Origin of the sequence: Stenotrophomonas sp. SORGH_AS_0282 (assembly GCF_030818125.1) — a bacterium.
Taxonomy (GTDB): Bacteria; Pseudomonadota; Gammaproteobacteria; order Xanthomonadales; family Xanthomonadaceae; genus Stenotrophomonas; species Stenotrophomonas rhizophila_A.
On record NZ_JAUTAB010000001.1, the window covers coordinates 81,201 to 93,353 of the forward strand.

Annotated in this window: 9 protein-coding genes; 8 read left to right on the plus strand and 1 reads right to left on the minus strand. The window is 68.7% G+C overall.

Annotation, left to right across the window (positions count from 1 at the left end; genetic code table 11):
- Positions 1-63 precede the first annotated feature (63 nt).
- The 8 genes from QE395_RS00275 to QE395_RS00310 all read left to right on the plus strand — a co-directional run bounded on the left by QE395_RS00275 (position 64) and on the right by QE395_RS00310 (position 10,695).
- Positions 64-786 carry a glycosyltransferase family 2 protein gene (locus QE395_RS00275; RefSeq protein ID WP_306987244.1) on the plus strand — a complete coding sequence of 241 codons (723 nt, stop codon included), beginning with the start codon at positions 64-66 and terminating at the stop codon, positions 784-786.
- Entirely contained in the window at positions 786-1,127 is a 342-nt protein-coding gene (locus QE395_RS00280; RefSeq protein WP_068847856.1) for a lipid-A-disaccharide synthase N-terminal domain-containing protein, read from the plus strand. The genes QE395_RS00275 and QE395_RS00280 overlap by 1 nt, the downstream gene beginning before the upstream one ends.
- A 364-nt stretch (positions 1,128-1,491) precedes the next feature.
- Positions 1,492-3,273, plus strand: a complete 1,782-nt coding sequence (locus tag QE395_RS00285) for a DUF885 family protein (RefSeq protein WP_306987246.1) — start codon at positions 1,492-1,494, stop codon at positions 3,271-3,273.
- Positions 3,274-3,435: 162 nt separating this feature from the next.
- Positions 3,436-4,686, plus strand: coding sequence for a membrane-targeted effector domain-containing toxin (locus QE395_RS00290; RefSeq protein ID WP_306987247.1), 1,251 nt, complete (start codon positions 3,436-3,438; stop codon positions 4,684-4,686).
- A gap of 31 nt (positions 4,687-4,717) precedes the next feature.
- A complete protein-coding gene (locus tag QE395_RS00295; protein WP_306987248.1) occupies positions 4,718-5,122 on the plus strand; it encodes a DUF2946 family protein in 405 nt (134 codons plus the stop codon).
- 55 nt (positions 5,123-5,177) lie between these two features.
- A complete protein-coding gene (locus tag QE395_RS00300; protein ID WP_306987250.1) occupies positions 5,178-6,521 on the plus strand; it encodes a TolC family protein in 1,344 nt (447 codons plus the stop codon).
- A complete protein-coding gene (locus QE395_RS00305) occupies positions 6,518-7,498 on the plus strand; it encodes an efflux RND transporter periplasmic adaptor subunit (RefSeq protein WP_306987251.1) in 981 nt (326 codons plus the stop codon). The genes QE395_RS00300 and QE395_RS00305 overlap by 4 nt, the downstream gene beginning before the upstream one ends.
- Before the next feature lie 35 nt (positions 7,499-7,533).
- Positions 7,534-10,695, plus strand: a complete 3,162-nt coding sequence (locus QE395_RS00310; RefSeq protein WP_306987253.1) for a CusA/CzcA family heavy metal efflux RND transporter — start codon at positions 7,534-7,536, stop codon at positions 10,693-10,695.
- Positions 10,696-10,697: 2 nt separating this feature from the next.
- Here the strand turns inward: QE395_RS00310 and QE395_RS00315 are convergent, their stop codons facing one another.
- On the minus strand, positions 10,698-11,933 hold the full coding sequence (locus QE395_RS00315; RefSeq protein WP_095363271.1) for a glycosyltransferase: 1,236 nt from the start codon (positions 11,931-11,933) through the stop codon (positions 10,698-10,700).
- Positions 11,934-12,153 lie beyond the last annotated feature (220 nt).

Here is a 12,153-nt window from a genome sequence, read left to right on the forward strand (position 1 = left end):
GATAACCTTGATCTCGGAAAATGCGCGGTCTTTTTCATTCCTGGCCTTTCGCAGAGCCCGATCATGAGCCAACCCCAGTTGTCGGTCGTCGTCCCGGTATTCAATGAACGCGACAACGTACAGCCCCTGATCGAAGAGATCACCGCGGCGCTGCGCGGCCAGGTGGACTTCGAGATCGTCTACGTCGACGATCACTCGCGCGACGACACCCTGGCCGTGCTGGAGTCGTTGAAGTCGGCCAACCCCGAATTGCGGGTCCTGCACCATGTCAGCCAGAGCGGGCAGAGCACCGCGGTGAAGAACGGGGTCAAGCACGCCCGCGCACCGTGGATCGCCACGCTGGATGGCGACGGCCAGAACGACCCGGCGGACATTCCGAAGCTGCTGGCCGCGCGGGCGTCCGCCGAGCCGCAGGTGAAGCTGTTCGCTGGCTGGCGCGTCAACCGCCAGGACAGCGGCAGCAAGCGCTGGGCCAGCAAGTGGGCCAACGCGATCCGCGCCCGCATGCTGCGTGACGACACCCCCGATACCGGCTGCGGCATCAAGCTGTTCGAGCGTGCCGCGTTCCTGGAGCTGCCGTACTTCGACCACATGCACCGCTACCTGCCCGCGCTGATGCAGCGGGCGGGCTGGAAGACGGTGAGCGTGCCGGTCAACCACCGCCACCGCACCGCCGGGGTGTCCAAGTACAACAACCTCGGCCGCGCGCTGGTCGGGATCCGCGACCTGCGCGGGGTGGCCTGGCTGATCACGCGCAGCAAGCGCACGGCCGTGGAAGAACGCTGATGGAACTGCACTGGCTCGACCAACCGCTGAGCTGGCTGTTCTGGACCGGGCTGCACGTGACCGGCTGGAAGCTGATCGGCTATACCGGCGCGCTGATGTTCGGCGGCCGCTGGCTGGTGCAGTTCGTCGCCTCGCGCCGGGCCGGCAAGCCGGTGATCCCGCGCCTGTTCTGGTACATGAGCGTGGTGGGCAGCCTGATGACGCTGAGCTACTTCCTGTTTTCGGCCAAGCAGGATTCGGTGGGGGTACTGCAGAACCTGTTTCCGGCGTTTACCGCGCTTTACAGCTTGAAGCTGGATATCCAGCACCGTGGGTGGAAGCGGGATAAGGCGGAACATTGAGGGCTGCGAACCTCGCTGGTATCGGCGCGTACCCGGCGTACACCCGGTACGGTCCGTACCCGGCGGATACCCGGCGCCTACCCGGTACGCCCCGTACCCGGCGGATACCCGGCGCCTACCCGATACCCGGTGCCCGCCCGGTAGCGCCGACTGTTAGTCGGCTGCTCTTCGCGGGAATCAGGAACAACATCAAGATCAAGAGCATCCGACTAACAGTCGGCGCTACCCGCGCCTTCGGCTCTCGGGTCTCGGCCTGCGGCCGATCCCCGGTCCTGCCCGCTTTGCGGGCAGGACCTTTGATCCATGCGCGCGCTGGATCGGGGTGCCATGATCGGGGTTTGCCGTCCCCCGGGAACCCCTGCTCGTGAAATCACCGCTCGTTGCTGCGTTGCTGCTCGCCCTGGCCCTTCCTGCCCATGCGGCACTGGCCGCACCCCCTGCGGCACCGGCGGTCGCGCCGGCCAGCCTGGCCACCGAATCGCCGGCCGACGCGGCGTTCCGCGCCATCTACGAGAAGGAATGGGCCTGGCGCCAGGCCGGTGGCGGCGAAGCCAGTGAAGACGGTGATGGCCCGGCCACGGCCACCCGCATGCCGGACGTGGGCGCAGCCGCGCAGCAGGCACGTCTTGCGGTGTGGGACGACGTGCTGGCCCAGCTCGGCAAGGTCGATACCAAGGCGCTCTCGCCCACCAACCAGGTCAACTACGCGATCTACCGCGACCAGGTGTTCAACCTGGCCGAAGAAGTGCGCCTGCGCGGCTACGAGATGCCGTTCAACTCGGACTCTTCGTTCTGGTCCAACCTTTCGTTCATGGCGCGTCGCGAGCTGAAGACCGCCGCGGACTACCGCAACTACATCGCCCGGCTCAACGACGTACCCCGCTACTTCGACCAGCAGACCGACAACATGCGCGCCGGCCTGAAGCGCGGCTTCAGCGTGCCGCGCGCGGTGCTCGATGGCCGTGAAGTCTCGATCGCCACCGTGGCCGAGCTGAAGGACCCGACCCAGTCGCCGCTGTACGCGCCGTTCAAGAAACTGCCGGCCAGCATTCCCGCCGCCGAACAGACCCAGCTGCAGGCGCAGGCCCGCCAGGCCATCAGCGCCAGCGTGGTGCCGGCCTTCGTCAAGCTGCGCACCTTCTTCGTCGGTGAGTACGTGCCGCAGGCGCGCACCACCCTGGCCGCCGAAGCGCTGCCCGATGGCAAGGCGTACTACCAGCAGCAGATCCACGAATACACCACGCTGGACCTCACCCCGCAGCAGATCCACGAGATCGGCCTGAAGGAAGTGGCGCGCATCCAGAAGGAAATGAACGACGTCATCAAGGAGGTCAAGTTCAAGGGGAGCTTTGCCGACTTCCTGGCCTTCCTGCGCACCGACCCGCAGTTCTACGCCAAGACCCCAGACGAACTGCTGCACCGCGCCGCCTGGATCTCCAAGCGCGTGGACGGCGTGATCGGCAAGTACATGACCCTGCCGCGCGCACGCTTCACCATCGTGCCGGTACCGCCGGATATCGCCCCGTTCTGGACCGCGGGCCGTGGCGGCATGGGTACTTACTGGGTCAACACCTACAACCTGCCGGCGCGCCCGCTGTACAACCTGCCGGCGCTGACCTTGCATGAGTCCGACCCGGGCCACGCCCTGCAGGGTGCGCTGGCGGCAGAGCAGGGCGAACAGCCCGAGTTCCGCCGCAACGCCTACATCTCCGCCTATGGCGAAGGCTGGGGCCTGTACAGCGAGAAGCTTGGCGTGGAAATGGGCATCTACGAAACCCCGTACGAGGATTTCGGCCGCCTGACCTATGAAATGTGGCGTGCCGCGCGCCTGGTGATCGATACCGGCGTGCACCACAAGGGCTGGACCCGCGAGCAGGCGCTGGCCTACCTGCGCGACCACACCGCGCTGAGCGAGCACGAAGTGACCACCGAAGTGGACCGCTACATTTCGTGGCCGGGCCAGGCACTCAGCTACAAGCTGGGTGAGATCGCGATCGTGCGCCTGCGCGGCGAGGCCGAAAAGGCGCTGGGCGACCGCTTCGACGTCAAGTCGTTCCATGACGCGGTACTCAGCCAGGGCTCGGTGCCGCTGCCGGTGCTGGATGCGCAGATCCGCGCGTACATCGACGCGCGCCGCGCGCCCTGATGTCGCAACTGGTCGGTGCCGATGTGCGCTCGCGCACGCATCGGCACACGGCCTGCGCCGCGATGACGAAACTGCATAGCGCATCGCAGCGCTGCGGCAGCAGATGACTAGGCTGGTCAGGGCGCGCCCCCGGGCGCGCGTTTCCCCCCAAGGAGCCTGACCATGCTGGATGCCCTGTCCGCACTGCACCACCGCCTTTTCTGCCACACCACCGCGAACAAGGCGACCCATCGCCACGCGGAACCGACCCTGCTGAGCCTGCGCAACCTGCCTGACGGCCCGCGTCCACCGCCCACCCGCGCCTCTACGTCCGCGGGTGCAGCCGGCCCCGATCCCCTGCAGCGTTTCACGCTCGCCCCTGAGCACGGCCAGGCTCTGGCCGCGCTGCTGCAGCGACACCGCAGGCTGCTCGACCCCGACTACACCATGCCGTTTGCAGCCCCCGAGCGCGCGGCGCTCGACAGCTTCTTCGCCAAACGCGCGCAGCTGGTGGAGGTCGCCCTCGGCAGCCCGCCACCGGCGTGTACCGGTCGGCATGACCCGCCCGATCTCGCCCCGGCACGCACGCGGGCGGACCTGCTGCGGCAGCTGCTCGGCAACGCGAGAGGACTGGTGCTGGGCGAGGTTCCCTCCAGCCCGTCCAGCAGGCGCCTGCTGATCGATCACATGGCGTTGCTGCGCCATCTAGGGGTCGACACCCTGTACCTGGAGCACCTCCAGGGCGACCTCCACCAGGCAGACCTCGACCACCTGCACCGCAGTGGCACGCTTTCCCCCGACCTGGCGCGCTTCCTGGCAGGGCAGGAGAGCGGCCACCTGACCCACGCGCCCTGCGGCGCGACCTTCCGCGATCTGGTCGACGCCGCCTTCAAGGTCGGCATGCGCGTCGTCGCGCTGGACCTGATGGCCAGCTACCACCTGCGGGGTGTCCACGACCACGCCGGAATCAGCGCGGCCGCCCTTCCGGACATCCGGGTCAAGCTCTTGAACCACGTCGCGGCTGCGCGGATCGCGCACGACCAGCGCAGGCAGGCCGGCAAGCCGGGACCGCAGCGCTGGGTGGCGCTGGTAGGCAACGCCCACGCCGGTACCTTCAACGACATTGTCGGCATCGCCGAGCGTCTGGGCGTGCCCAGCCTTCGCGTGGAAGAGACCAGCCCCGGTTGGAGCCAGCGGCTGCAGGCAGGCTGCGATCCTGGCCGGACCGTGCCGCCCGCCGTGCGCAGCAGCGGCGGCGAACTGCAGTGCGACTACCTGCTCAAGGTGCCAGCGGCTGACGGTCGCGCGCGGCCGGACACGCCCGCACCCTGCAGTGCGGCCGATGCGCTGCGGCTGCGCGCACTGCGCCAGGCGCACCACGCGCCACCGCCGGCCCGTACGGCATTAACGCGCGCCGCCGCTGCGATTGTGTAACGGGGGCGGCCGTCGCTACCCTGCGGCCATGATGTCCCGCCTGCGCCACCGCCTGTCGCTGCCTGTCCGCCTGCTGATGCTGGCGGTGGTGCTGTTCGGCACGGCCGGTGGCGCGCTCGCGTCGGCACTGGGCGACCTGCATGCGCTGTCGCACGCCGGGGTCGCCGGTCTGTCGCATGCGGTGTCGCATGCCGAACCGGTCGACGTGGCCGCGGCCACTTCAGAGGCTGACCATGCGGACGAGGATGACGGCGCGCGCCTGCTGCACGCGCTGGTCCATTGCGGACACTGCCATGGTCATGGCGGCGTGCTGCCGCTGGCGGCATCGGCCTGGTCGCTACCGGCCGCACCGGCGCACGCCGTGCCGGTCGGCCTGACCGCGCAGCTGCTTGCCCAGCCACCCGAGAGCCTGCTGCGCCCCCCGATAGCGGTGTGATGCCACGCGGCGCCTTGCCGCGGCTTCACCTCTGAACCGCTTTCTGGAGATTCCCATGTGGATGCGTCTGGCAGCCGTTGCTGCCATTGCGCTCGTGCCGTGCGCGTATGCGCAGGGCACCGCGCCTGTTACCCGTTCCGCCCAAGCAGCATTGCCCGTTGCAGCGGCGGCGGCCCTCCCGTTGACCCTGGACGAGGCCATCGCCCGCGTCGCCCGCTACCACCCCGCCCTTCGCCTGGCCGATGCCCAGCGCCCGGTCTGGGAAGCGCGCCGTGAGGCGGCCGCGTTCGGGCCGCCACTGACCGTCGGCGTTGAGCTGGAAAATGCGCTGGGCACCGGTGGCAGCCGTGGCTACGACGCCGCCGAACTGACCGTCACATTGGCCGGCGTGCTGGAGCGCGGCGGCAAGCTGGATGCCCGCCGGGTACTGGCCCAGGCCAATCTCGACTCGTTGGCACCGCAGCGCGAAACCGCGCGGCTGGACCTGATGGCCGCCGTGGCCCAACGTTATCTCGCCATTGCAGAAGCCCGCGCGCAGCTCGCCATTGCCGACACCGATATCGACCAGCGTCGCCGCGCGGTCGCCGCCGCCCGGATGCGCCTGCAGGCCGGCGCGTCGCCCGAATCGGTGCTGATGACCGCGCAGGCGATGTTGGCGCAGGCCGAAGTGGACCGTGATCGCGCCATGCAGGCCGACCGCGCCGCGCGTCTCGCGCTGTCGGCGCTGTGGCGTGAGCGCGAGCCCGGCTTCGACGTGGTCAGCGGCGACCCGCTGCAGCTGCCCGCCCTGCAACCCTTCGATATCCTTGCCGACGAACTGCAGCGCACCCCGGAACTGGCCGTGCTGGCCGGCGAACGCCGCGTGCGCGAAGCCCAGCTGCAGCTGGCACGCACCCAGGCACGGTCGGATATCAGCTGGCAGGTCGGCGTGCGCAACAGCCGCGACAGCGGCGATACCGCGCTGGTCGGCGGCTTCAGCGTGCCACTGGGGAGCATGCGCCGTGCCGGTCCGGAGATCCGCGCAGCCGAAGCCGAGCTCGCCCTCAACGGGGTGGAACGCGATGCGCTTGCGCTGCAGCTGTACACCACCCTGGCCGAAGCCCACGGACGCTATGAAACGTCGCGGCTGGAAGTCACCCGCATGGCGAGCGATGTACTGCCGCACCTGCGGCGCGCCGAGAACGCCGCCGAAAAGGCTTGGCGTGCCGGTGCCATCAGCTACATGGAGTGGGCGCAGCTGCAGGCCATGCGCATCGAGGCGCGGCAGCGCCAGCTCGATGCCGCCATCGCCGCGCAGACCGCACTCATCGAACTGCAACGGCTGACCGGCCAAGGCCTGCTTGCCCACGCCAGCACCGCTCCCGCTACCGCGACCGTGTCCACGGAGGACCGCCGATGAACCTTTCGATCCCCCGTGCGGCGCGCATCGCCGCCCTCCTGCTGTGCCTGCTCGCACTGGCCGGCTGTGCCAAGGAAGCGCCCACGGCACCGGCCAGCCCGGACGCCGGCCACGGCGAACCCGGCCACACCGAAGCGGGCGAGGACCACGACGACGCATCGGACAGCACCACCATCCCTGCGGCGATGGCCGACCAGTCCGGTATCAAGGTCACCCCGGTCGCCGCCGGCACCATCGCCGACGAACACGACGTGCAGGGCCTGCTGACCCCGGTCGACGGCCGCGTGGCCCAGGTGATGGCCCGCTTCCCCGGCCCGATCCGCTCGTTGCGCGCCAACGTGGGCGACACCATCAAGGCCGGCCAGGTACTGGCCAGCATCGAAAGCAACCTCAGCCTGACCACCTACACGGTCAGCGCTCCCATCAGCGGCGTGGTGCTGGCCCGCCAGGCGCAGGTCGGCGGGGTGGCGGGCGAGGGCACGCCGCTGTTCGAGATCGGCGACCTGTCCACGCTGTGGGTGGACCTGCATATCTTCGGCAACGACACCCAGCACATCACCGCCGGCGTGCCGGTCACGGTGTCGCGGATGACCGACGGGGTCACCCAGGCCACCACGCTGGAACGCGTGCTGCCCGGCACCGCCACCGCCAGCCAGAGCACCGTGGCCCGCGCCACGCTGCGCAACGACGACGGCCTGTGGCGGCCGGGCGCGGCGGTGAAGGCGCGCATCGTGGTCGCGACACGGCCCGCCGCGCAGGTGGTGCCGCTCAGCGCGCTGCAGACGATGGAAGGCAAGGACGTGGTGTTCGTACGCACCGGCGAGACCTACACCGCCCGTCCAGTGCGCCTCGGCGCGCGCGACGCCAACCAGGTGGAAGTGCTGGAGGGCCTCACCCTCGGCGATGAAGTCGTCACCGGGCAGAGCTACGTGGTGAAGGCCGACATCGGCAAGGCGGGAGCGTCGCATGAGCATTGAGCACGCAACCATCCCCGGGCGTGGAGGGCATCGCCATGCTTGAGCGCATCATTGCCGCCTCCATCGCCCATCGCTGGCTGATGATGAGCCTGACCCTGGCGTTGATCGCCGTGGGCGCGTGGAGCTTCACCAAGCTGCCCATCGATGCCACCCCGGACATCACCAACGTCCAGGTGCAGATCAACACCGCCGCCCCGGGCTATTCACCGCTTGAAGCCGAGCAGCGCATCACGTACCCGGTGGAAACGGTGATGGCCGGGTTGCCACGGATGGAACAGGCACGCTCGCTGTCGCGCTATGGGCTGTCGCAGGTCACCATCGTGTTCGAAGACGGCACCGACATCTACTTCGCGCGGCAACAGGTGGCCGAACGCCTTCAACAGGTGAAGTCGCAGATCCCGGCCGGGCTGGACCCGCAGCTGGGGCCGATCTCCACCGGTCTGGGCGAGATCTTCATGTACACCATCGACGCCGATCCGGCGGCGCGTAAACCCGATGGCAGCGCCTACACCGCCACCGACCTGCGCACGCTGCAGGACTGGGTGATCCGCCCACAGCTGCGCAACGTGCCGGGCGTGACCGAGGTCAATACCATCGGTGGCTTCCAGCGCCAGGTGCACATCACGCCCGATCCGGCCCGACTGCGTGCGCTGGGTTTCACCCTGGAAGACGTGGTCCAGGCCGTGGAAAGCAACAACCAGAACGTCGGCGCCGGCTACATCGAACGCAACGGGCAGCAGTTCCTGGTGCGCATTCCCGGCCAGGTGGAAAACCTGGAGGAAATCGGCAACATCGTGCTGGCACGTCGCGAAGGCGTGCCGATCCACGTGCACGACGTCGCCGAGGTCGCCGACGGCCCCGAGCTGCGCAGCGGCGCCGCCACCCAGAACGGCCATGAAGTGGTGATGGGCACGGTGGTGATGCTGATCGGTGCCAACAGCCGGGATGTGGCGCAGGCGGCCGCCGCGCGGCTGGAGCAGGCGCAACGCAGCCTGCCGCCCGGCGTCACCGTCACCGCCAGCTACGACCGCACCACCCTGGTGGACCGCACCATCCAGACCGTGGCCAAGAACCTGGTGGAGGGCGCACTGCTGGTGATCGTGGTGCTGTTCCTGCTGCTCGGAAATTTCCGCGCCGCATTGATCACGGCCGCGGTGATTCCGCTGGCGATGCTGTTCACCCTCACCGGGATGGCGCGCGGGGGCGTATCAGCGAACCTGATGAGCCTGGGCGCGCTGGACTTCGGCCTGATCGTCGATGGCGCGGTGATCATCATCGAGAACTGCCTGCGCCGCTTCGGCGAGCGCCAGCATGCCCTCGGCCGCGAAATGACCCGCGAAGAGCGCTTCGCCGAAACCGCCAGCGCCACCGCCGAAGTGATCCGCCCCAGCCTGTTCGGGCTCGGAATCATCACTGCCGTATACCTGCCGATCTTCGCGCTGTCGGGCGTGGAAGGAAAAATGTTCCACCCCATGGCCATTACCGTGGTGCTCGCGTTGAGCGGCGCCATGGTGCTGGCGCTGACCTTCGTCCCGGCCGCCATCGCCTTGTTCCTGGGCGGCCGTGTGCAGGAGAAGGAAAACCGGGTGATGACCTGGGTGCGCCGACGTTACCAGCCCCTGCTGGCGTTCTCGCTGCGGCGCGGGCGCTGGATGGTCGGTGGCGCGCTGGTGCTGGTGGTGGGCTGCGGCCTGCTCGCGACACGGTTGGGCAGCGAGTTCGTGCCCAACCTGGACGAAGGCGACGTGGCCATGCACGCCATGCGCATTCCCGGCACCAGCCTGACCCAGTCGGTCGAGATGCAGAAGCTGATCGAAAACCGGCTGGTGCGGTTCCCGGAGGTGAGCAAGGTGTTTTCCAAGATCGGCACCCCGGAAGTGGCCTCCGATCCGATGCCGCCCTCGGTGGCCGACACCTTCATCATGATGAAACCGCGCAAGGACTGGCCGGACCCGCGCAAACCGCGCGCCACGCTGCTGGCGGAACTGGAAGCGGCGGTGGAGCAGCTGCCCGGCAACAACTACGAGTTCACCCAGCCGATCCAGATGCGCACCAACGAGCTCATCTCCGGCGTGCGTGCCGACGTGGCGGTAATGCTGTTCGGCGACGATCTGGAGACGCTGCTGAAGGTGGGCAGGCGCATCGCCAGCGTGGCCGGCAGCGTGCCCGGCGCGGCGGATGTGCGCGTGGAGGAAACCAGCGGCCTGCCGCTGCTCACCGTCACTCCCAACCGCAGCGCGCTGGCCGGCTACGGGCTCAACCCGGGCCAGGTGCAGTCCACCGTGGCCACCGCCGTGGGTGGACAGGTGGCCGGGCAGCTGTTCGAAGGCGACCGCCGATTCGACATCGTGGTGCGCCTGCCCGAGGCCCTGCGCCAGGACCCGGCCGCACTGGCCGACCTGCCGGTATCGCTGGCCCCGGCACTGGAAGGCGATGCCGACGAATCCAGCCAGGCCGGCAGTTGGACCAGCGGCACCGCACGCACCGTGCCGCTGCGCGAGCTGGCCACGCTGGCCAACAGCGAGGGGCCGAACCAGATCAACCGCGAGAACGGCAAGCGCCGCATCGTGGTCACCGCCAACGTGCGCGATCGCGACCTGGGCAGCTTCGTCAGTGACCTGCAGCAGGCGGTCAACCGTGATGTGCAGGTTCCCAGCGGTTACTGGATCGAATACGGCGGCAGCTTCGAGCAGCTGATCTCGGCCAGCCAGCGGTTGGCGGTCGTGGTGCCGGTGACCCTGATCCTGATCTTCGCGCTGTTGTTCTGGGCGTTCGGCTCGGTCAAGGACGCGGCCATCGTGTTCAGCGGTGTACCGCTGGCGCTCACCGGTGGCGTGCTTGCATTGGCCGCACGAGGCGTTCCGCTTTCCATCTCCGCGGGCGTCGGCTTCATCGCGCTTTCGGGTGTCGCGGTACTCAACGGCCTGGTGATGATCAGCTTCGTGCGCAGCCTGCGCGAGGGCGGTATGCCCCTGGCCGATGCGGTACGGGAAGGCGCGCTGGGCCGGCTGCGTCCGGTGCTGATGACCGCGCTGGTGGCCTCGCTCGGCTTCGTGCCGATGGCCTTCAACGTCGGCGCCGGCGCGGAAGTGCAGCGCCCGTTGGCCACGGTGGTGATCGGCGGCATCGTCTCCTCCACGCTGCTCACCCTGCTGGTGCTGCCGGTGCTGTACCGCTGGCTGCACCGCAGGCAGTAGCGCTACGCGGGTAGCGCCCGACCGTTGGTCGGGCGTTGCCCCTGCTCGATAAGCCGAACGGCCGTCGCCACACCATCCTCCGTCGCCATGGCCCGTCCCAATGCAGCTGCACGTGCCCGCGTGTCCACATGCTCGGCAACGGCAATAGCACGCCCCAACGTCCCGGTGTCCAGGCGTTTCGGCGACAGCGGTTCGGCAGCTACGCCGATCTCCCGCAATCGCGCCGCCCAGAAAAACTGATCTGCCGCAAACGGCATCACCAATGAAGGCACCCCCGCACGGCAGGCCGAATGCGTGGTGCCGCTGCCGCCGTGGTGGATCACCAGCGAACAGCGGGGGAACAGCGCTTCGTGCGGTGCAGGGCCGATGACGAACACATTCGTTGGCAGCGGACCGTCTGGAAGGCCTGCCCAGCCGGGGAACAGCAGCACGCGCCGCGGCGCGAGCGCCTGCAGCAGTGCCGGCAACACCGTGTTGCGATCAAATCCCGTCATGCTCCCAAAGCCGACGTATACGGGCGGCGGGCCTTCATCGAGAAAGGCCTGCAGTTCCGGCGTCGGCTGCCAAGGCGCATCGGGTGCACGCCATTGCCCGCACACATGGTGATTGGCCGGCCAGTCGGCAGGCGGCGGCATCAGGCTCGGCGAAATCCCGTACAGCATTGGAACGTCACGCCACAGGGTGCGCCGAGCCGGCATGCCCATCGCCCGCCGCGCTTCGTTGATGGGCCGACGGAAGGTGCGCCACACGGCATCGTTGACCAGCCCGTAGCTGAGTTTGTTGAGCACACCGGGGAGGCGCAGCCGTGGCAGGAAGGGCGAGGCGAATGCGCGCGTGGGCGTGAGTGGAATCATGCCGGTTCCGATCACCGGTATGCCGTGGCGCTCGGCCACCGTCATGCCCACGAATGCGGCAAGCCCGCCCGTCAACACCGCGTCGCAACCGGCCGCGGCCGCGTCGGCCTGTCGCATCCATGCCGGCACGTGCCGCTGCGCCATCCGCGCCAGGCCCCGCGATGCCGCCGCCATGTTGTTACCCCGCGACACCAGCGCCACCACCTCGTCGTGGATGTCGCCTTCGAGCGCCGCATGCGGCACGCCCAGCGCCTGCGCGCTGCCCAGCGTGCCACCCTCGGCCAGCACCATTACCTCATGTCCAGCTGCCTGCAGCCCATGGCACAACATCACCAGCGGCCGGGTGTCGCCTTCCGTTCCATAGGTCACCGCCAACAGCCGCATCGCCATCCTCCCGGGTAGAGGGGCCAGTATCGCCAGCCGCTGCGACCGTAGCGTGCAGGGTCAGGCCGTTCAGCCATGGCTGGCCGGGCCCGTTGTGGACAACTTGCACCCAAAGGGCGGCTCCGGCATAATGCGCGGCTCGCTGTGTCCGGATTTGTCCGGATTGGTGGCCGGGAACACGTCATCCGGTCTGCCCTTCGTCAGCGTAACCCTTTGATTC

Bases quoted from the DNA above. Each gene is read 5' to 3' on its own strand.
- QE395_RS00315 (WP_095363271.1), bottom strand. From the start codon at position 11,933: ATGCGGCTGTTGGCGGTGACCTATGGAACGGAAGGCGACACCCGGCCG.
- QE395_RS00275 (WP_306987244.1), top strand. From the start codon at position 64: ATGAGCCAACCCCAGTTGTCGGTCGTCGTCCCGGTATTCAATGAACGC.
- QE395_RS00300 (WP_306987250.1), top strand. From the start codon at position 5,178: ATGTGGATGCGTCTGGCAGCCGTTGCTGCCATTGCGCTCGTGCCGTGC.
- QE395_RS00290 (WP_306987247.1), top strand. From the start codon at position 3,436: ATGCTGGATGCCCTGTCCGCACTGCACCACCGCCTTTTCTGCCACACC.
- QE395_RS00310 (WP_306987253.1), top strand. From the start codon at position 7,534: ATGCTTGAGCGCATCATTGCCGCCTCCATCGCCCATCGCTGGCTGATG.
- QE395_RS00305 (WP_306987251.1), top strand. From the start codon at position 6,518: ATGAACCTTTCGATCCCCCGTGCGGCGCGCATCGCCGCCCTCCTGCTG.
- QE395_RS00280 (WP_068847856.1), top strand. From the start codon at position 786: ATGGAACTGCACTGGCTCGACCAACCGCTGAGCTGGCTGTTCTGGACC.
- QE395_RS00295 (WP_306987248.1), top strand. From the start codon at position 4,718: ATGTCCCGCCTGCGCCACCGCCTGTCGCTGCCTGTCCGCCTGCTGATG.